Origin of the sequence: Clostridium sp. AM25-23AC, from assembly GCF_003435125.1 — a bacterium.
Taxonomy (GTDB): domain Bacteria; phylum Bacillota; class Clostridia; order Lachnospirales; family Lachnospiraceae; genus Pilosibacter; species Pilosibacter fragilis.
Map to the genome: position 1 here is coordinate 7,895 of NZ_QWGI01000034.1, position 20,388 is coordinate 28,282.

Below are 20,388 nucleotides of genomic sequence, written 5' to 3' on the forward strand. Positions count from 1 at the left end.
GCAAAATCAGTTACTGTTTGCGCAAGGCGTGAACAGTAACAAAAAGAGCGGCGTGATCAGCCGCCTGCACAGAAAAAGGACCTCCGCCAGGAAACGGAAGTCCTTTTTCCTTATATTATACGTCTTCCTACAGTCCGGTCCAGCCGATGCTCTGTAAGATCGTTAAAGATGCGAATGAGAGGATCACCTGACATCCGAGGAGCGGCATGAGCCACTTTGCGTATTTTGTCCAGTCTGTCTTTGCGATCGCGAGGGAACCCATCAGAGTACCTGCTGTCGGGAAGAGGCAGTTGGAGAAGCCGTCACCGAACTGGAATGCCTGTACAGCAACCTGTCTTGTGATACCTGCAAGATCAGCAACCGGAACCATAAGCGGCATAACTGCTACAGCCTGTCCGGAACCGGACGGAATGAAAAGGTTGATAACCAGGTTTGCAACGAACATGAAGTTCGCTCCGAGGATGGAACCCATTCCGGACATCGGGATGGACAGCCAGTAAACGATCGTATTTAAGATGTTTCCGCTTGCAAGGATCACAGAAATACCATTTGCGAAGCCGACAATGAACGCGGCGTTTACCATCTTGGAACAGCCACCGATAAATACCTTCGTTGTTCCGTTGATACCCATACCATTGAGAAGGCCAACAACAACCGCAAGGGTAAAGAATGTAGCTGCGATCTGATCATAGCTCCATTCATATTTTACAGAGCCAACCAGGATTGCCGCAACCGCTACGACAAGACCGATCAGGCTGATCAGGTGCTTCGTTGTTAAATGTGCTTCGATCGCCTTCGCTCCATCTTTTCCTGCGCCCATGCTGTCAGATGCACTCATGCCAGCTTCATAGTTTAAGCTCTTCTTCGGATCCGCCTTGATGGTTTTCATGTAACGGATCGTAAAGAAATAGCAGAGCGCGAAGTTGATGATGTTTAATACGACACGGACACTGAAACCGGAGAAGATCGGGAGCTCCGCGATCGGCTGTGCAGTACCGATAGTGGAGGCGTTCGCCCAACCTACGTTGAATCCGGAATAAGCGCCTATATATACAAGCAGGAAGCCTGTGAAGGAATCATACCCTAAGTTTGTTGCAAGGATGATTCCGATCGGGATCAGGGCAACGACCGCGTTTGCGAAAACGCCTGCTGCGCCGCCGATGGACATAAATGCCATTACTAAGAATACAAGTACGTTTACATTTAAGTTCTGCTTGGAAGCAAGTTTTCCGAACGCAGCGTGGATCGCTCCTGTCTTTTCAAGGATCTCAACGGCACCGCCGACAAACATGACCATGACCATTAACTTTGCGGCTTTGTAGAATCCCTGTACGACTGCCATGATAGTTGCCCACGGACCGACCGGGGAAGCTTCTACGGTGTGATAGGTACCTGCGATAACCTTGTTTAAGTTGTCCACTTTCTCTGTATCGAATTCACCTGCCGGAACGATCCAGGTCAGGATGGCGCAGACGATCATGAGCATGAATAACAGTGCACATGTACTTGGAATCTGCAGCTTTTTCTTGTTGTTTTCCATAAGTGTTCTCCTTTATCTTAAGAAATCTCTCGCGTACTGGATGATGACGGATGCGCCTGTGCGGATGCACTTCTCATCAAATACGTTTTTAGAGTTATGAAGACCGTGTCTGGAATTCGGATCCTCGTTATTTCCGGATCCTAAGCGGAACTGTGCGCCCGGTCCGAACTTCGGGAAGAGAACAGAAAAGTCCTCGGAACCCATTGACGGATTCTTCACGTAGGAAACATGGTCAGCACCGATGGTCTTTGCAGCGGCCTCAGCAACTGCCTCGATGATGGAATCGTCATTTACGAGCGGCGGAACTCCGATTTCCCATTCAACCTCCGCAGTTCCTCTCATGGACTCGGCGCAGCCTTTTACGACGCGGTCGATGGCAGCCATCATTTTTTTGCGGCAGTCCGGATCAAGGCTTCTCAGTGTTCCATGCATCTCCACATAATCCGGGATGATATTGTTTACTGTTCCGCCGTGGATGCTGCCGATGGTAAGGACGCCCGGATATACCGGATAGTTTTCACGGGAGATCACGGTCTGAAGCTGTGTGATCACATAACCGGCGATTACGACCGGATCGATGCAGTTTTCCGGATGAGCGCCATGTCCGCCCTTTCCTTTGATCTTGATATTAAAGAAATCATTGGACGCGTTTGCCGGTCCCTTTTTTAATCCGATGCTTCCGGCATCGATCTCCGGTGATACGTGGAGACCGATAAATGCGTCCGGTTTCGCAACCTGCGTGAAATTGCAGTCGACAAGCTCTCCGGCTCCCATATGCTCTTCTGCCGGCTGGAAGATCAGCATGACCGTTCCGGCAAGCTCCTCACGGATCTCTGATAATACCTTCGCGCAGTAGAGAAGCACGGTTGTGTGGATATCATGTCCGCAGGAATGGCAGGCACCATCATTCTCGGAGGCGAACGGAAGTCCTGTGAGTTCCTTCATCGGAAGTGCGTCGATGTCCTCGCGGATCGCAACGGTTTTTCCCGGTTTTCCGCCGCGGATAACGGCAACAACGCCGGTCTTCATCCCGATCTCGGCGATCTCCACACCGTATTCCGTCAGTTTTTCGCGGATGAACTCCGTTGTCTTATATTCCTTGTTGCTGAGCTCCGGGTGTCTATGAATATGTCTGCGAATGGCAATCATTTCATCTTCATACTTTGCTGTGAGACTCATTGTATCCATATTGAAGTACCCCTTTCCAATTTATTTATAAAATTTTAATATTTCTATTATAATACATTGTTCTTTAAAGTTCAACCACTTTAATTCGGTAGCACTACAAGAAAAAGATATATCTGTCATAAACATTTTATATTCTGAATCAGGAACGCCCTGTATAAGAGTCCCCGGATCAGGGAATCCTTCCGGAAAGCAGCGGTCTAAAACCACAACAAAACGATTGCAATTTATGCCAAAAAATTTTATAATGGTTGGTATATTTCAGGAGTGTCTGCTTTTGTCGAAAATACCGCGAAAACGGCGGATTTCTGCGGCGGGCATGACCGGATGGTACGCTAAAAGTGAAGGTGGGAGATATTATGGAAGAAAACAAACTGAAAACGATCGAAAGCGAGCTGGAAGCGCCTGCTGATTTCACAAGTCCTGATGTTCTTTACCGGGATCTTGTTGCCAGCATCAGAAAGTACCATCCGTCCGATGATCTGAGCATGATCGAGAAGGCATATCAGCTTGCGGATAATGCCCATAAAGACCAGAAGCGAAAATCCGGGGAACCGTACATTATCCATCCGCTCTGTGTGGCGATCATCCTCGCGGATCTCGAGATGGATAAAGAGACGATCGCAGCCGGACTTCTCCACGACGTGGTGGAAGATACCATATATACAGAGGAACAGCTCGCCGAGATCTTCGGAAAAGAGGTTGCCCTCTTAGTCGACGGTGTTACAAAGCTGACCCAGTTATCCTGGTCGGCGGATAAGGTGGAAATGCAGGCGGAGAACTTAAGAAAAATGTTCCTCGCCATGGCAAAAGATATCCGTGTCATTATCATCAAGCTTGCGGACCGTCTCCACAATATGCGGACGCTTCAGTACATGCGCCCTGAAAAACAGAAGGAGAAGGCGAGGGAGACCATCGAGATCTACTCTCCTCTCGCTGACAGGCTCGGTATTTCCAAGATCAAGATCGAACTGGACGATCTTGCGTTAAGATATCTGGAACCTAATGTATACAAAGAACTGGAAGAAAAGATCGCCCTGACAAGCGAAGCGCGCCAGAAATTCATCGATGACATTATCGCTGAGATCAAGACCCACATGGAGAACGCGGAGATCAGGTGCGAGGTCAACGGACGCGTCAAGCACTTCTTCAGCATTTATAAGAAGATGTTAAACCAGCACAAGACGCTGGACCAGATCTACGATATCTTTGCAGTCCGCATCATCGTGGACTCTGTAAAAGACTGTTACGCGGCTCTGGGTGTGATCCACGAGATGTACAAACCGATCCCCGGCCGTTTTAAAGATTATATCGCGATGCCGAAGCCGAATATGTATCAGTCCTTACATACGACACTGATCGGCACAAACGGCCAGCCCTTTGAGATCCAGATCCGTACCTTTGAGATGCACCGTACAGCAGAATATGGTATCGCCGCCCACTGGAAATATAAAGAGAGTGGCAGCGGACAGGTTGCTGCCGGTGATGAGGCGAAGAAGTTAAGCTGGCTGCGCCAGATCCTTGAGTGGCAGCAGGATATGTCCGACAACAAGGAATTCTTAAATGCCATCAAGAGCGACCTCGATATGTTCTCCGACAGCGTGTACTGTTTTACACCGACCGGAGACGTAAAGGCACTGCCAAGCGGCTCCACGCCGATCGACTTCGCTTACTCAATCCACACGGCTGTCGGAAACAAGATGGTGGGCGCGAGGGTCAACGGAAAGCTCGTAAATATTGACTATGTGATCCAGAACGGTGACCGGATCGAGATCATGACATCCCAGAATTCCAAGGGACCAAGCCGTGACTGGTTAAATATCATCAAGAGCAGCCAGGCGAGAAACAAGATCAACGCCTGGTTCAAGCAGGAGCGGAAGGCTGACAATATCTTAAAAGGCCGCGAAATGATCGACCGCTACTGTAAGGCAAAGGGGATCAACTTCTCCGATATCAATAAGCCGGAGTTTGTGGATAAAGTATTAAAGCGCTACGCCTTTCAGGACTGGGATTCCGTTCTGGCATCCGTCGGACACGGCGGATTAAAAGAGGGGCAGGTCATCAACAAGATGATCGAGGAGCGCACAAAGAAGCTGAAACGCGAAGTGACCGATGCGACGATCCTTGATGCCATCGGTGACAACAACAAACCTGCTGTGGTTCCGATCAAGGGCAGCAAATCAAAGAGCGGCATTACCGTAAAGGGAATCCATGACCTTGCGGTTCGTTTCTCCAAGTGCTGCAGCCCGGTTCCGGGCGACGAGATCGTTGGTTTCGTGACGAGAGGCCGCGGAATTACGATCCACAGAACGGACTGTATCAACGTCTTAAATCTCCCGGAGATTGAGAGAAGCCGCCTGATCGACGCGGAGTGGCAGGGCGTTGAGGAGGACAACAGTGCCGCGACCTACTCCACAGAGATCTCGATCTTCGCGAACAACCGGATCGGCATGTTCGTGGATATCTCCAAGATCTTCACAGAACGCGAGATCGATATCAAGGCCATGAGCTCCCGCGTGAATAAGCAGGGCAAGGCGACGATCACCATGAGCTTCGATATCCATGGAATCGAAGAATTAAACAACCTGATGGCAAAGCTGCGCCAGATCGACGGCGTGCTGGATATTGAGAGAACCACGGGCTGATAAAAATTTAGATAACTCTGCATTCAGGTGTGTGAAAGTGCGCCGTGAGTGCGGTGATAAAGGTCTGCCGGAGGTACTACGGACGGCAGGCCTTTTTATACACGAATGTTTGAAAACCACAGCAGAAAACTGTACCGGCATAAAAGCGAAGCACTTCTCTTTATGCTGTTGAAAATGGAGGAAAGTAAACTATGAGCGAGATCCGCATCAAGACTCTGGTAGTTGGCATGGTTGGAACCAACTGCTATCTGGTCTATGATCATGAGACAAAACGAGCTGCCGTTATCGATCCGGGCGATGGCGCCGGTCAGATCGCCAATATGGCGGTATCCCTGGGGTTAAAGCCGGAAGCGATCCTTCTGACCCACGGTCACTTCGACCATATCATGGCGGCAAAGGAACTGAAGGAGACCTGGAATGTACCGATCTACGCATGCGAAAAGGAGATCGATGTCCTGACGGATGGTCAAAAGAGTCTCGTGGCAGGCTATTTCAGAGAACCGTATACGATCACACCGGATGTCACCGTGAAGGAGGGTGACGAGCTTTCCATCGCCGGATTTACATGGAAAGTATTTGAAACACCAGGACACACCATCGGTTCCTGCTGTTACTATATCGAAAAAGAATCTGTTCTCTTCTCCGGAGATACCCTGTTTGCAGGCTCCTACGGCCGCACAGATTTCCCGACGGGAAGCGGACGCCAGATCGCCGAATCTGTAAGACGTCTGCTCTCCACACTGCCGGACGACACCATGGTCTATCCGGGGCATATGGACACGACTACCATCGGTTTTGAAAAGAAGTATAATCCTCTTTCGGGGGCAATGGGATGATTGGAATTTTATTGAACGATACTGCTTATGAGCAGGATATCCGGGAGCTTTTGATGGCGTTTTATCCGGGTGAGACTTTTGTCCATGAGAAACAGGACGACGTGGATTTTTATGTGGAGGGAACCTGCACACAGAACGCTGATGAGACGAAATTTGGCTTGAAGATCACGGATCCGGCGGGCACTGTCACAGATGAGACCGTATTTCCGATCGACTACGATGTGCGGTTAAACGCAAAGACAACGATCAAGAAAGAGCTTTACGGCATGTTAAAAAAGCGGACGGGAAAAGAACTCCCCTGGGGGACCCTGACCGGTATCCGCCCGACAAAGATCGCCATGACGAGACTTGATCAGGGTGAGGATGAGAAGAGCATCCGTTCCTTCATGCGGGACATGTACCTGACAAGCAAAGAGAAGATCGACTTAAGTGTGGAGGTCGCGAAACGGGAGCGGGAGCTCTTAAGCCATATCGACTATGAGACGGGATACAGCCTCTATGTGGGAATTCCGTTCTGTCCGACCACCTGCCTCTACTGTTCCTTCACCTCCTACCCGATCGGCGCGTGGGAGAAGAAGGTTCATCTCTATTTGAAGGCGCTGTTTAAAGAGCTGGATTATGTGGCGGAGAAGATGAAAGGCCGCACACTGGATACGATCTACTTTGGCGGCGGAACTCCGACATCCTTAAAGGCCGAGGAACTGGACGCCCTGCTCACAAAGATCGAGAATACCTTTGACCTCTCAAAGGTACAGGAATTCACTGTGGAAGCCGGACGTCCGGACAGCATCACCGAAGACAAGTTCAAAGTTCTCCGTGCCCACAATATCTCCAGGATCTCCATCAATCCGCAGACGATGAAGCAGGCAACTCTGGATCTGATCGGACGCCACCACACCGTGGATATGGTGAAGGAAAAATTCCGCATGGCAAGAGATCTTGGCTTTGACAATATCAATATGGACCTCATCATCGGACTTCCGGAGGAAGATATCGATGACGTCCGCAGCACCATGGAGCAGGTCAGAGAGCTTGCCCCGGACAGCGTGACGGTCCACTCTCTCGCCATCAAGCGTGCAGCGAGACTCAATATCTTCAAGGAGCGCTACGCGAACTTAAAGATCCAGAACACTCAGGAGATGATCGATCTCACCGCGAAGTACGCCCGCGAGATGGGTCTTGAGCCGTATTACCTGTACCGTCAGAAAAATATGGCCGGAAATTTCGAGAATGTCGGCTATGCGGCACCCGGAAAAGCATGTATCTACAATATCCTCATTATGGAGGAAAAGCAGACCATCGTGGCCTGCGGTGCCGGAACCACCACGAAAGTCACGTTCCCGGCGGAAAACCGTCTGGAACGCGCGGAGAATGTGAAGGATGTAGCTTCCTATATCGAGAGGATCGACGAGATGATCGATAGGAAAGAGAAGCTGTTGAGCAAGTTAGTCTAAATATGTCTGCTGCGCTGACCGCAGGATAGCGCAGATCAAACGCCAGATCTGGGCACGCGGCAACAAAATACGCTGTACATGGGGTTCATTCTCCTGTACAGCGTATTTTTAGATTCAACATTTTTTTAATTCTTATTTTGCAAAAGTTCTTTCTTTGTAACTTTTCTTGTAACTGTTCAGTAGGTCTGCGCACTTGCTGCGCTGACCGTAAGAAAACATAGGCTGGAAGGCAAAAATCCCATCAGCGAAGCTGATCTGGAATGGATTTTTGCACGTAACTATGAAGGTACTGAATAGTTACCTTTTCTTTTTACCAGGTCTTTCTCATGTATAAAAGTCCTGTGAGATCTGCCAGTATCCAGCCGATCGGGATCGCCATCCAGATTCCTGTCTCGCCGAGGGATGTGGCAGAGAGCACGTAGGCAAGTAACACACGGATTCCGAGGGAGATCACTGTAAGCACCACAGACATCTCCGCCCTCTTGATCGCCCTGTAATATCCGTAAAGCAGGAACAGGCAGCCGATTCCAAAATAGAACGCGCCCTCGATCCTGAGATAACGGACGCCGGAGGCGATAACCGCCGTCTCTGCGGAGCTCACGAAGATCTGCATGAGCGGTGCCGCGAAGGCAAAGACCAGCGCTGAGATCACAAGACTGAACACCGTGCTGATGGCAAAGGATTCCTTTGTGCCGCGGCGGATCCGTTCTTTATTTCCCGCGCCGTAGTTCTGGGCAACGAAGGTCGAATAGGCATTTCCAAAGTCCTGAACCGGCAGATACGCGAAGGTGTCGATCTTTACTGCCGCCGCGAAAGCCGCCATGGTGGTGGCGCCAAAGCTGTTTACAAGCCCCTGTACCATGAGGATTCCGAAGTTCATAACCGACTGCTGCAGGCAGGTCAGGGAGGAAAGTCCTGCGATCTCCTTTAAGATTCCTCCGTCAAAGCGAAGATCCTTTCTCTCCGGAAGAAGGCTTCTGCATCGGAAAAGAACATAGAGCAGGATACCGATCCCGGATACATACTGGGCAAAGATCGTCGCATAGGCCGCACCGGCGATTCCCCAATGGAAGACCGCCACAAATAAAAGATCCCACGCGATGTTTAAGATCGCGGATACCGCAAGAAACACCAGCGGAACCGTTGAGTTTCCCAGTGCCCTTAACAGGCAGGAGAAGAAATTATAGAGGGACGTGGCGAGCAGACCTGCGAAAATGATCAGCAGATACTCCCTCATACCGCCCCAGACCTCCTCAGGAACCCGTAAGAAGTTTAAGATCGGATCAATGAAAATATAGACAACCACATTCAAAACAAGCGTTACAGCGAGGATCAGGCCGCAGGCGTGGGCGATGGAGGACTTCAGTGCCCTCTCATCTCCTTTTCCCCTGTAAATGGAAAACAGTGCGCCGGAGCCCATGCTGAGTCCCAGAAAGATCGAGGTCAGGAATGTCATCAGCGTGTAGGAAGATCCCACCGCCGCCAGAGCATTTTTTCCAAGGACACGGCCGACGATCAAAGTGTCCGCGATGTTGTAAAACTGCTGCAAAATATTTCCTGCCATCATGGGTAGGGCAAATAAAAGAAGGGAGCGTGAGATGCTCCCTTTTGTAAGATCATGGTACATGGAAACCTCACTCCGTTATCGTTATGATTGGACGTCCGCGGCTCTGTTTCATGCGGCGGCACCAGCATTGTAATGATAACATGAGGGCACTGTATTTTCAACCACGATGTTTTGCATTCCAGATCGGCAAAATCCACTGCCACCACTGTATTGTACGGAATTTCCACTTATGAAAAAAACTGCAGGCGTTGTATGGTTTCAATTCCTGCAGGTTTCTCTATTTTTCATATCTGATCATCAGATCACGCCTGTCATTTTTAAGATGATCTGGGCAATGATCGTAGAACCGAGAAATGTTCCTGCGAACGTGAAGATCGCTACGACTACGATCGCAAAGCCCTGTTTCTTAAATGTATCCACATCTTTTCCGATGGAGATTCCGGCATATGCAAGGATCGGAGTGCAGAGCGGAAGAAGTCCGATCTTTCCAATCTGTTCGATCGCATAATCTGCGATCGGGCTGACACCCGGGATCGTGATCAGGATCGCGATAAATGAGATATAGGCGATTGCCGGGAGATTCTTCGGCGAAACCTTATTGATCAGCTCATAAATGATACAGCCCACCAGCGTGCATACAAGAAGAAGCACGAGCCCGGGCACTGCCTCAAGCGGGGTTACCGGGTTTCCAGCCTTTGATGTACTGATAAAATTGCCGATGGATGCGAAGATGCATACAAGGACAAGACATTTGATTCTTTTAAACCATACTGCTGCGTCCATATGGATCCCTCCTATTCTTCCCCGGCGGCTTTGACTTTCACCTTAGCGCCGATCGGGAGTCCGTCTTTATAATGCCTGTTGTTCTTTGTAAACAGCTTATACATGAATTCACACATTGGAAGTGCGATGAAAAGACTCATATAAAGGCCATCCACACTGCTCAGCATATTTGAGGTCGCCGCATAAGCAGTGATCTCCGCTTCCATATCCGGATATGCCTCAACGACTGCCGCAAGGCTGGCAGAAAGCATGGATGCGGAACCTGTTCCGCACGCCATTCCGAGCGCATACGGGTGGAAGATATTTAAGGAGCAGAGCAGGGAGACGAAGATACCATTGAACATGGTTCCGAATACAGTACCTGTGATATATCCACCCATAACACCGATTCCTTCATCCGAATCAAGACCATATTTATCAGCAACGACCGCAAGGGAGCTCTCTCTTGAAATAGAGAAGGAGGTTCCGATTGCCGCGCGTCCCATATGGAACACAAATATGGCGATCGGGAGCGCTAAAACTGCGGTTCCCAGATTTCCGAATTCCTGAAGGATCAGCGCCGGTCCGGCTTTGACAACCGCGCCGAGATTCGGTCCGATCGTGGATGCGATCTTTGCTGTCAGCATCATAACGCTGATTCCGATATAGGGTGATGCTTCTGTCATCATCTTCTGTGGAATTAATTTTACGATTCCAAGGATCGCTCCAAGGATCAGTACATACAGCATCGGAAACAGTGAGAAGGACAAAGGCCCGAAACTGAATTTTTTGGTGCCGATAAATTCGGCAATTACGGTGAGTACGAAAGCAAGTGCATGGATACGCCAATCTGCCATATGTTCTTTCATATTCAATCCTCCTTTTTTTGCTTTTAGCCTCTGCATGTTTCACTCTTTCCGGAATCGTGCGACCTGTCAGCATTTTTTGCGCAAAAAGCCCAGTCTCTTTTCCACAAACATTTGTCCGCAACGCAGAAACAATTTAAAATTGATTCTATCAGATTTTCACAAAAAATCAAGCATTTTTTGTAACAATATACGAAAAAAAAAGAGCCCGGCAGTCTTTCCCCTGTCCGGACTCTCTTTCCTTTATGATCCGTGTTATCCCGAAGCTATGCCCGGTCCGCACTATGATTCCTTTGTCATCATCACATTCATATACTGGTACGGGATCTCGATCCCCTCTTTGTCAAACGTGAGCTTGATCACCTCTGTGATGGACCACTTCGCTGTCCAGTAATCCTCACAGGTCGTCCAGCCTCTGGCGCTTAAAACAACACTGCTGTCTCCCAGCGCATCCACGACGACCTGAACCGGCTGATCCTTCATGATCCCCGGGTTCTCCTCGAAAATCTTTTTCAGGACATTCTTCGCCTTTAAAAGATCAGAAGAATATCCGATTCCCACATTAATGATCAGGCGGCGTTTTCCGGTCCTTGTGAGGTTTGTGAGCGGCGCGCTGGACACGGAGCTGTTCGGGATCGTGATGACCCGGTTATCCGTTGTCAGAAGCGTCGTGTATACAAGGCCGATGGACTCAACGGTTCCTTCACCGGAGCTCGTGCTGATATAATCGCCCACCTTAAACGGTTTCAGGAGCAGGATCAGGGTTCCGCCCGCGAAGTTCGAGAGCGTATTCTGCATCGCAAGGCTGAAGGCCAGAGTGACGGTACCGATGACTGCCACGAAGGAGGTCGTCTTGATCCCCAGCTGATCCGCCGCCATGAATACCATAACGCCGAAGAGAACTGCATGAAGCAGCATGTCCAGAAACTTTTTTAACGTGATCTCCACTCCGGCACGGTCCATAATCTGACCGGCTGCCCTGCGGGCGATCCTGATGATCCGCAGTCCCACAAATACGATGACCGCCGCCCAGAAGACTCTGGTTCCGTATTTGATGAGCGCCGCGGTGAGAATATCCAATGTATGTTCTTTCATGTCATTTCACCTGTTGCTTCCCGGATATTTCCGTCCTGTATTTCATTTCTGCGCTGACTGTCCAAATCAGCCAGGCACAAATTTCAGTGCCGGCTCTCCCTCGCCGTCTTTATGATCTGCCCAACCTTCTCGGAGATCACATCCAGCGGGCTCGCCGGCAGCTTTACCGATGGCTGCCGTGCCGGGCGCTTTCTCTTCTCCGCCGTTTTCTTTTTCTCCGGCCCTGCCTCTTCTTCATACGGGGTACAGGAGAATACCGCCACAGACATCGGGGCAAGATTGATGGCAATGGAGTTCTTTCTCGTATCCCACTCCTCTTTCTTCGACATCTTGACCCTCGGGTTTACCATGCCGCTGCCGCCAAACTGCTTTGCATCACTGTTTAAGATCTCCTTATACTTTCCGGCAAACGGAACGCCGAGACGGAACTTCTCATGCTCCACCGGAGCGAAATTGCAGACAAAGAGCAGAGTCTCTTCCGGCTTTTCCGTTTTTCTCTCAAATATAACGATATTTTCATCGTTATACGTGCAGTTGATCCACTCAAAACCCTCCGGCTCGTAGTCCATCCTGTAGAGCGCCGGCTGTGTGCGGTATAAGTGGTTCAGTGCTTTCACATAATCCTTCATCTGGCTGTGGATATCATATTTCAAGAGTCCCCACTCCAGGCTCGCCTTCTCGTTCCACTCATCCATCTGGCCGAAATCCTGTCCCATAAACAAAAGTTTCTTTCCCGGATGACCCATCATAAAGCCGTAGGCAGTGCGGAGGTTCGCGAACTTCTTCTCCTGGGTGTCCCCCGGCATCTTTCCTGCCAGGGAACCTTTTCCGTGGACCACCTCGTCGTGGGAAAATACCAGGACGAACTTCTCGCTGTAGGCATAGAGCATACTGAAGGTCAGCTCCCCGTAGTGGTCATGGCGGAAATACGGATCGCACTGCATGTAATCCAGGAAATCGTTCATCCAGCCCATATTCCACTTGAAGTCGAATCCAAGTCCGCCATCGTTCTCATCACCGGAGACCTTCGGCCAGGCCGTGGACTCTTCAGCGATCAGGACAGAACCTTTCGTGTCCCTCGCGTAGATGGAATTTAAATGCTTTAAGAATTCCACCGTCTCCAGATTCTCATTTCCGCCATAAATGTTTGCGACCCACTCCCCGGCATTCTTTCCATAGTCCAGATACAGCATGGATGCCACTGCGTCCATCCGAATTCCGTCTGCATGGAACTCCTTCGCCCAGTATAAGGCATTGGAGATCAGGAAGTTTGATACCTGTGGACGTCCGTAATTGTAGATCAGCGTTCCCCAGTGGGGATGGGATCCCTGGCGCGGATCCTGGTGCTCGTAGAGGCATGTCCCGTCAAAGGCTGCAAGGCCGTGGGCATCCCGCGGAAAATGGGCCGGAACCCAGTCCAGGATCACACCGATCCCTTCTTTGTGCATATGGTCCATAAACGCCTTGAAATCGTCCGGTGTTCCGAAACGGCTCGTCGGCGCGTAGTAGCCTGTAACCTGGTAACCCCAGGATTCATCCAACGGATGTTCCATCACAGGAAGCAGCTCCACATGGGTGTATCCCATCTCTTTCACATAGGCTGCCAGCTTCTCCGCGATCTCCCGGTAGTTGTAGAACTGGCTGCCGTTGATGTCCTCACCGTTCTCATTCTGTGCTACCGTTTTCTGCATCCAGGAACCAAGATGGACCTCATAGATGGACATCGGGGAATCCTTCAGGCGGTCTTTCGCCGCTGCCCGCTCTTTGATCCACTCATCATCGTTCCATTTGTAACCGGACATATCCCAGACAACAGATGCCGTATTCGGGCGGAGCTCCGCATAGTTTCCGTACGGATCCGCCTTCAGCATCGGAAGTCCCGCTTTTGTCTTGATCTCATATTTGTAGATCGCGCCGGGCTTCAGGTTCGGGATAAAGATCTCGTAGATCCCCGACGGACCTCGCTTTTTCATCTGGTGGCGTCTTCCGTCCCAGAAGTTGAAATCACCCACAACGCTGACGCGCATCGCATCCGGCGCCCACACCGCAAAGTGAACGCCCTCGATCCCGGCTTCCACCGCCGGATGTGCCCCGAATTTCTCATAGGAATCATAATAGATCCCCGCACTGAATTTCCGCACCTCTTCCTCGGTAAAGGCGGTGTGGAACTGGTAGCTGTAAGGGTCGATGATCTCCTCGTTGTCCCCGTCCGTGTAGGTGATACAGAAATGATACGGAACCAGCTCTCTCCTGTCATCTAAAAGTACCGCAAAGAAGCCGTTCTCGTCCGCCATCTCCATCGGGAACTGTTCTTCGCCGATCTTTACGGACACCTTCTCCGCGTTCGGCAGAAAAGCCTGGATCAGAAGACCTTCCTTTATCACATGTTCCCCTAAAAGCCGTCCCGGATCGCTCGCCTCGGAATAGACAAGTTCCTCGATTCCGGCCCAATCCATCAGATCATATAAGATTTTTTCCATTCAGCACTCCCCCTGCTGCATCCGCATGCCTTTCTCTTGGCACGCTCCGCAAAAAATGATCAGATCCATCAGCGGATGATAATCGCCCGCAATTTTCTTAACAGTATTTTAACATTTTCGCTTTGGTGATACAAGTATTATCACAAAGTCTGGAACATAAATCTGTGAAAATGGTTGCTGTTCTCTCCTGCACAAACTATAACTGAAAATGTTCTCTGCACAGCAAGCATTTTCCGGATCGCAATTCCGTATTTCAGGCTGCTGCCTTCTCGTTATTCGTATTTCGTCTACGGATTTCGCTGGATTTCCTAATGGAAATAAAAAACTTCCTTACCTTTTTCGAAATTCCCTTGCGAAACTTGACAATTTATCATAAACTCTTTATTGTATGCATACGGGCAATCGTATTTACTCTTACAGTATATCCTTCCCGTAAATATTAGTCAAACGAGGTTATGATCATTTATATGGAAAATAACGAAAAAGAAAAGAAAGAAAAAACAGGCTGGGTCGCAGAGCTCATCAGCTGGGTGCAGGTTCTCGTATCTGCCGCTGTGATCGCCTTCGTGCTCACCACTTTCGTCATTGCAAACAGTGAAATCCCAACAGGTTCCATGGAAAACACTATCATGGCAGGAAGCCGTGTCATCGGCTCCAGACTCCATTACAAATTCTCTGAACCGGAACGCGGCGATGTAGCAATCTTCGTTTTTGGCTGGCAGTGCCCACAGTGCGGTGCGATCATAGAGGGCGATAAGCAGGATACCTGCCCGGCCTGCGGTTCCGAAGTCGGAAAGCGCGGCCACACGATCTACTATGTGAAGCGCGTGATCGGTATGCCTGGCGACGTGATCGATATCGTGGACGATCAGGTCTATTTAAACGGATCTGACACACCGCTCGACGAACCGTACATCGCAGAGCCGATGAACCAGCATGAAACTTACCATTTTGAAGTTCCGGAAAACTGCTACTTCATGATGGGCGACAACCGCAACTACTCCCTGGATGCCCGCTACTGGCAGAACCACTACATTTCCAGAGACAAGATGGTTGCCAAGGTATTCTTCGAATACTTCCCGACACCAAAGGTAATCCACTAAGGTGGAATCCGGCATATATCATTTACTTACACACAGGAGACAGATTATGAAGAAGGTTGTAAAATTTGGCGGCAGCTCCCTCGCAAGTGCCCGTCAGTTTAAAAAAGTAAAGGCAATCATCGAAGCCGACAAGACCCGTTGCTATGTTGTTCCGTCGGCACCGGGAAAAAGAGACAGCAAAGACACAAAAGTGACCGACATGTTATACCAGTGCTACGACGCTGTATGCGCAGGCGAAAGCTATAAGCGCATCCTTGACCAGATCAAGAAGCGCTACACCGATATCATCGACGGTCTTGATTTAAACTTAAACCTTGATTTCGAATTTGCGAAAATTGAGGAGAACTTCTTAAAGAAAGCCGGACGCGACTACGCGGCTTCCAGAGGAGAATACTTGAACGGCATCATCGCCGCAAATTACCTCGGTTTCACCTTCGTGGACGCAGCCGATGTGATCCGCTTCGACGCTGAGGGAAATTTCCTCTCCGAGGAGACAAACGAGGAGATGCGTGAGCATCTCGCTTCCTTAAAGCAGGCAGTCATTCCTGGCTTCTACGGTGCTAAGCCGGACGGAACGATCCATACCTTCTCCCGCGGCGGTTCCGATATCACAGGTTCCATCGTAGCACGCGCGGTCCAGGCAGACCTCTATGAGAACTGGACTGACGTTTCCGGTTTCCTTGTAGCAGATCCGAGAATCGTCGAGAATCCAGCTCCGATCGAAACCATCACCTACACCGAGCTCCGTGAGCTCTCCTACATGGGTGCAAGTGTCCTTCATGAGGACGCAATCTTCCCGGTAAGAAAAGCCGGAATCCCGATCAATATCCGTAACACGAACCGTCCGGAAGATCCGGGTACCATGATCGTCGAGAATACCAGCAAGCGTCCGCACTACACTATCACAGGTGTTGCCGGAAAGAAGGGCTTCTGCGCTATGAACATCGACAAGGCAATGATGAACTCCGAGATTGGGTTTGGGAGAAAGGTTCTTGAGGTATTCGAGAAGAACGGCATCTCCTTCGAGCACATGCCGTCAGGAATCGACACCATGTCCGTTCTCGTTCACCAGGATGAGTTCCAGGAGAAAGAGCAGTCTGTTCTCTCCGGTATCCAGCGCTCCGTTCATCCTGATGTTGTCACATTAGAGTCCGACCTCGCTGTGATCGCAGTCGTAGGCCGCGGCATGAAGGCAATGCGCGGAACTGCCGCAAGAATCTTCGCGGCCCTCGCACACGCTAAGATCAACGTAAAGATGATCGACCAGGGATCCAGTGAACTGAACATCATCATCGGCGTTACAAATGATGATTTTGAGCCGGCGATCCGGGCAATCTACGATATCTTCGTAAAAACTGAATTATAATCCATAAATGAGTTTTCCCCCACATAGGCGGTTTGTTAATCACCTGTGCGGGGGCTTTTTTATTCAAGTCCCTTTGATCCTTTTTCATCTGCGCCTGTCTCTGTGCCTCCAGGCCTCTTCTGTTCCATTCAGCAATCCCATCTAAGCCTTATCGCTCGATGCTAAGGGAAACGCGACTTCGTATTCCACATACTGCATATTCCGCAAGAACTGCGCATCCGTTCCAGAGGAACGGAGCGCCATTCCGCTTCAAACTGAGCAAAACTCAGCAGGTCGATTAATTACTATTGGTTATTCTGCGATCCCTGCCAGGAAATTCAAGGCGATATGCCTTAGATGTCATTCGACTTAAGCAGGCATCTGCGTAGGTGGAATCCCCAAAAAGCTGATACCATCCGGATACTGGAATCTGTGAGATAATAATAGTTGCCTTGCGGCAGTCTCTGGACTCGATGATTTCAAATAAATCGCGGCATTTCTCGATGTCCAGATCCATTAAGCCGAAATCATCTATCACCATGAGATCATAAGCTGCCATTTCATTCGAATACTCAAAGTAAGTACCTTCCTGCCTGGCATGATCTGATTCCTTTAAGAGTGTGTTCGCACGTATGTATTTAACAGTACGGTTCTGATGCATTGCTGTGATACATAAAGCGCAGGCGATGTGCGTTTTCCCAGCACCGGTCCCTCCGGTCATCAGCAGGTTATTCGGCTCATCGATCCAATCACACTTGGCCAGAAGTTCTATGACGTGTGTATTCAGCTGACGTTCTGGATCATAGATTGAACTGTCAAGATCAGCTGCAGGATATTTCAGGGTCGCTTTCTTCATGAGGCGTTTAAACTTTTTACTCTCACGCTGATCCCACTCCTGATTTACAATAGCAGCAAAGCGGACTTCAAATGGTTCGAGACCTGTGTTTGGTTCCAGCAGCTGCTTTTCAAATGCTTCAGCCATACCGGACATGCGAAGTTTATACAGCCGATCCATGAGTATGTTCTGTTCCTTTGTGAGTTTATCGTTATAAAGATAGTCTTTTAATCTGTATGCCATAGTACGTCACCCTTACTTATAGTAGTCCTTTCCTCTGATATTTTCATGATTGGGCAGTGTTCCTGGTGAATGCTCGGGGAGTTCCTTCACATCCATCTTTTTCAGCATCTGCTTGAAGGTAAAATACTTACAGGAATTGATCTCTATACATTTACGGGCAACTTCTTCAGCAGCACCTTTCGGGATTGTTTTTACTTTATGCAGGATACCTACACAGGCACTATAGGACTGCTCTTCATGTTTTGATGATTTAAGGAGTCTGTCAATCAGTTCTGACATCGCAGGACCAATGGCAGAAGCCCAGCGGCGGTAATAATTACCATCCTTTGAATTGACTTCTTTGTAATAAAGGTGTTCTGGCGGCATATGTTCATCTACCGTGATATACAGCGGAAACTCTCTATAAGACCGCTTATGTGTACAGATCAGCCGATTATACTAATCACAGATTCTGATCTCTGAAGCTGTTGCCTTCAGGATTGCAGGCTTGCCACAGTAAGAGTACAATACGGAGTAGTAGTGGCCGTCATACTCGATGTGGTAGTTGTTGGGAACTTTTAGGACCGCTTTATAGTCGCAAGCCGTGTAACATCCGCCTGGCAGTGGTTTCATACATGGTTTGTCATACTTTTCGAAAGCATCCTGTCTTGAGAAATCCTTGCCTTGAAAAGATCGTTTATTGAGGACTGCTACTATTTTTTTGATTTCAGCATTCAGGTCTTCAAATGATACATATATCTTTTCTTTCAGTTTCTCAACCAGGTGTATTTCAAGATAACGTACATGATTTTCAACTGTAGGCTTGCCTTTCGGCTTTCTAGCGGGTGGTGGAAGAACTATAGTTTCATAGAAATCTTCCAGCTCTGCAAATGTAGACTGCAGGATAAGTTCATCCTTTGTGTGCTTGGTTACAGCAGTTCGCAGGTTATCGGGCACAAAGTATTTCGTAACAGCACCATAAAATGAAACAGCATGGGCACAGCCTTCTATAAAACATGGGAGCTTCTCATTTGGAAAAGCTTCTGCATAGATCAGACTGCTGACTCCAAGAGTGGTCGCAAAGATATGGACTTTTTTGATCTCGCCCGTTTCGGTATCTGTTAACAGTTCCGGCTGATCACCGACCCAATCGATATACATCTTTTCACCCGGGATTCGGTTTACGGCCATTGATACCTTCTGTCCACCATAGTTTTCTGCTATGAATCGGTTGAAGTATTCGTAAAACTGTGACTTCTCATAACCATCAGGATTCTTTTCTTTATAATCCAGCCAACAGAACGAAATGTTCATGCGGCTCCCTGGTGCATGGATTCTGTCATAGTAATACTGGAAATCTGGAAGTGGGACATCTTTCCTCTGTAGATTTTTCTGCGGATAGAAAAGGTTCTCGACTTCCTTAGGTGCCATCATTCGGAGTTCCTCGATTGGGATTCCGTTGTCATGGTATCGGCTCATGATCAGATTTAATGTACCTGAGCCAATCTTGTAACGGTCCATAACGGACCTGGTCTGGCATCCATTCAAACGCATCTGGATGGAGCCGATAATCGTGTTGTAGTCTTGCATAGTTATGCCTCCTTTCGCAATCATTTGATGACTACGAAAGAACTATAACACGTTGAAAACTTATTGATCAGCTGAAGCGGAAACGCGTTCAGTTACATCCGGAAAGACTGATCAGCTCTTAGCGGAATGCGTAGTCAGATGAGCCGGAATTTGCAGTAAGGACAACCCTCTCACAGATGCCATCATGGATCGAATTTCATTCGATTCATACAAGATTCCGATTATGAGTCTTGACCCAGAAAAGGATATTTCCATGAGGGAGGTTTATGGACTGGATCCATCTCAGGCACAATAACATACAGGCGGCTTCGCCGCACATAGCAATAACCTAAAGCGGTTTCCGCCTATCCGGACAGGTGGTTTCCATTTTTCCGGACAGACGGCTTCGCCGCAACGGAATATTCAGGAAAAGGTACAAGATTTCCTGAGTACACTGCTCCTGGCAATTTGATTCACTTAACTGCAATGACTCCGGCAAAACCATCTGAAACAGTCAGACCAACTTATAACGAAGATCATTATGACTGTACAGGTGCACCTGTTGCATTAACTTTTGAATATTGATTGGTAAATGATTTCCTTTCGGAATGGTGTGAAATGAAAACGAAATTAAATAACGGAGAGATTTCTCCAAATGAATATTTTGAGTAGAAAATAACATGGCCTCATGCGTGAAACATAATGCCATCCGATGTGCACCATCTCGATTCCACTTCGATTCATCTCGATGTAGGGCGTTCGCCCTATAGGAATAGAAATCTGCTGTCTGTGGAATGCAAGCATTCCAAGCCATCAATTTTCTATTCCTGCACAGCTCACTTTAGTGCATTTTACGGAGCTCAGCGGTCACCATTCTGTTTTAG

The 20,388-nt window shown here is 48.9% G+C and carries 15 protein-coding genes and 1 pseudogene; 6 read left to right on the plus strand and 10 right to left on the minus strand.

The features are described from left to right. Positions 1–127: 127 nt before the first annotated feature. Together DW677_RS15450 and DW677_RS15455 are read right to left on the minus strand one after the other, a co-directional pair. A complete protein-coding gene (locus DW677_RS15450; protein ID WP_117567757.1) occupies positions 128–1,540 on the minus strand; it encodes an AbgT family transporter in 1,413 nt (470 codons plus the stop codon). A 12-nt stretch (positions 1,541–1,552) separates the two neighbouring features. After that, on the minus strand, positions 1,553–2,728 hold the full coding sequence (locus tag DW677_RS15455) for a M20 family metallopeptidase (RefSeq protein WP_117567758.1): 1,176 nt from the start codon (positions 2,726–2,728) through the stop codon (positions 1,553–1,555). A 356-nt stretch (positions 2,729–3,084) separates the two neighbouring features. Between DW677_RS15455 and DW677_RS15460 the strand changes: the two genes are divergently transcribed. The 3 genes from DW677_RS15460 (at position 3,085) to hemZ (ending at position 7,660) form a co-directional block, all read left to right on the plus strand. Next, on the plus strand, positions 3,085–5,370 hold the full coding sequence (locus tag DW677_RS15460; protein WP_117567759.1) for a bifunctional (p)ppGpp synthetase/guanosine-3',5'-bis(diphosphate) 3'-pyrophosphohydrolase: 2,286 nt from the start codon (positions 3,085–3,087) through the stop codon (positions 5,368–5,370). 191 nt (positions 5,371–5,561) lie between these two features. Next, on the plus strand, positions 5,562–6,206 hold the full coding sequence (locus tag DW677_RS15465) for an MBL fold metallo-hydrolase (protein WP_117485737.1): 645 nt from the start codon (positions 5,562–5,564) through the stop codon (positions 6,204–6,206). Further along, the gene (gene hemZ, locus DW677_RS15470; RefSeq protein WP_117485739.1) at positions 6,203–7,660 is read left to right on the plus strand and encodes a coproporphyrinogen dehydrogenase HemZ; all 1,458 of its coding nucleotides are present in this window, start codon (positions 6,203–6,205) and stop codon (positions 7,658–7,660) included. The genes DW677_RS15465 and hemZ overlap by 4 nt, the downstream gene beginning before the upstream one ends. A gap of 310 nt (positions 7,661–7,970) precedes the next feature. Here hemZ and DW677_RS15475 read toward each other — a convergent pair whose 3' ends face one another. The 5 genes from DW677_RS15475 to glgB all read right to left on the minus strand — a co-directional run bounded on the left by DW677_RS15475 (position 7,971) and on the right by glgB (position 14,430). Next, positions 7,971–9,287, minus strand: a complete 1,317-nt coding sequence (locus DW677_RS15475) for an MATE family efflux transporter (RefSeq protein ID WP_117567760.1) — start codon at positions 9,285–9,287, stop codon at positions 7,971–7,973. A 237-nt stretch (positions 9,288–9,524) separates the two neighbouring features. Further along, positions 9,525–10,010 carry a DUF340 domain-containing protein gene (locus tag DW677_RS15480; RefSeq protein WP_117505197.1) on the minus strand — a complete coding sequence of 162 codons (486 nt, stop codon included), beginning with the start codon at positions 10,008–10,010 and terminating at the stop codon, positions 9,525–9,527. A gap of 11 nt (positions 10,011–10,021) precedes the next feature. Beyond that, positions 10,022–10,858 (minus strand): DUF3100 domain-containing protein, encoded by an 837-nt coding sequence (locus DW677_RS15485; RefSeq protein ID WP_117567761.1) that lies wholly within the window; start codon positions 10,856–10,858, stop codon positions 10,022–10,024. A gap of 279 nt (positions 10,859–11,137) precedes the next feature. Beyond that, positions 11,138–11,950: a mechanosensitive ion channel family protein gene (locus DW677_RS15490; RefSeq protein WP_117567762.1), complete on the minus strand. Its 813-nt coding sequence runs from the start codon at positions 11,948–11,950 to the stop codon at positions 11,138–11,140. A gap of 83 nt (positions 11,951–12,033) precedes the next feature. Beyond that, positions 12,034–14,430 carry a 1,4-alpha-glucan branching protein GlgB gene (gene glgB / locus DW677_RS15495; protein WP_117567763.1) on the minus strand — a complete coding sequence of 799 codons (2,397 nt, stop codon included), beginning with the start codon at positions 14,428–14,430 and terminating at the stop codon, positions 12,034–12,036. Positions 14,431–14,897: 467 nt separating this feature from the next. Here glgB and lepB point away from each other — a divergent pair, with 467 nt between their 5' ends. Both lepB and DW677_RS15505 read left to right on the plus strand, forming a co-directional pair. After that, positions 14,898–15,533, plus strand: a complete 636-nt coding sequence (lepB, locus tag DW677_RS15500) for a signal peptidase I (protein WP_242990687.1) — start codon at positions 14,898–14,900, stop codon at positions 15,531–15,533. 46 nt (positions 15,534–15,579) lie between these two features. After that, on the plus strand, positions 15,580–16,899 hold the full coding sequence (locus DW677_RS15505) for an aspartate kinase (RefSeq protein ID WP_117553285.1): 1,320 nt from the start codon (positions 15,580–15,582) through the stop codon (positions 16,897–16,899). A 277-nt stretch (positions 16,900–17,176) separates the two neighbouring features. On the opposite strand, the gene DW677_RS15510 is transcribed toward DW677_RS15505, so the two are convergent. The 3 genes from DW677_RS15510 to DW677_RS15515 form a co-directional block, all read right to left on the minus strand. Continuing rightward, the gene (locus tag DW677_RS15510) at positions 17,177–17,956 is read right to left on the minus strand and encodes an ATP-binding protein (protein WP_117567764.1); all 780 of its coding nucleotides are present in this window, start codon (positions 17,954–17,956) and stop codon (positions 17,177–17,179) included. A gap of 12 nt (positions 17,957–17,968) precedes the next feature. Continuing rightward, positions 17,969–18,322, minus strand: coding sequence for a hypothetical protein (locus DW677_RS18885; RefSeq protein ID WP_242992195.1), 354 nt, complete (start codon positions 18,320–18,322; stop codon positions 17,969–17,971). Between the two features lie 72 nt (positions 18,323–18,394). Beyond that, positions 18,395–19,525 carry a transposase gene (locus tag DW677_RS15515; RefSeq protein ID WP_242992196.1) on the minus strand — a complete coding sequence of 377 codons (1,131 nt, stop codon included), beginning with the start codon at positions 19,523–19,525 and terminating at the stop codon, positions 18,395–18,397. 157 nt (positions 19,526–19,682) lie between these two features. Between DW677_RS15515 and DW677_RS18890 the strand changes: the two are divergent. Then, positions 19,683–19,820, plus strand: a pseudogene (locus DW677_RS18890) (AAA family ATPase); the annotation flags it as partial. Positions 19,821–20,388 lie beyond the last annotated feature (568 nt).

Coding starts and splice junctions, on each gene's coding strand:
- DW677_RS15515 (WP_242992196.1), bottom strand. CDS start 19,525: ATGCAAGACTACAACACGATTATCGGCTCCATCCAGATGCGTTTGAAT.
- DW677_RS15465 (WP_117485737.1), top strand. CDS start 5,562: ATGAGCGAGATCCGCATCAAGACTCTGGTAGTTGGCATGGTTGGAACC.
- DW677_RS15455 (WP_117567758.1), bottom strand. CDS start 2,728: ATGGATACAATGAGTCTCACAGCAAAGTATGAAGATGAAATGATTGCC.
- DW677_RS15510 (WP_117567764.1), bottom strand. CDS start 17,956: ATGGCATACAGATTAAAAGACTATCTTTATAACGATAAACTCACAAAG.
- glgB (WP_117567763.1), bottom strand. CDS start 14,430: ATGGAAAAAATCTTATATGATCTGATGGATTGGGCCGGAATCGAGGAA.
- DW677_RS15505 (WP_117553285.1), top strand. CDS start 15,580: ATGAAGAAGGTTGTAAAATTTGGCGGCAGCTCCCTCGCAAGTGCCCGT.
- DW677_RS18885 (WP_242992195.1), bottom strand. CDS start 18,322: ATGCCGCCAGAACACCTTTATTACAAAGAAGTCAATTCAAAGGATGGT.
- DW677_RS15460 (WP_117567759.1), top strand. CDS start 3,085: ATGGAAGAAAACAAACTGAAAACGATCGAAAGCGAGCTGGAAGCGCCT.
- DW677_RS15475 (WP_117567760.1), bottom strand. CDS start 9,287: ATGTACCATGATCTTACAAAAGGGAGCATCTCACGCTCCCTTCTTTTA.
- DW677_RS15490 (WP_117567762.1), bottom strand. CDS start 11,950: ATGAAAGAACATACATTGGATATTCTCACCGCGGCGCTCATCAAATAC.
- lepB (WP_242990687.1), top strand. CDS start 14,898: ATGGAAAATAACGAAAAAGAAAAGAAAGAAAAAACAGGCTGGGTCGCA.
- DW677_RS15480 (WP_117505197.1), bottom strand. CDS start 10,010: ATGGACGCAGCAGTATGGTTTAAAAGAATCAAATGTCTTGTCCTTGTA.
- hemZ (WP_117485739.1), top strand. CDS start 6,203: ATGATTGGAATTTTATTGAACGATACTGCTTATGAGCAGGATATCCGG.
- DW677_RS15450 (WP_117567757.1), bottom strand. CDS start 1,540: ATGGAAAACAACAAGAAAAAGCTGCAGATTCCAAGTACATGTGCACTG.
- DW677_RS15485 (WP_117567761.1), bottom strand. CDS start 10,858: ATGAAAGAACATATGGCAGATTGGCGTATCCATGCACTTGCTTTCGTA.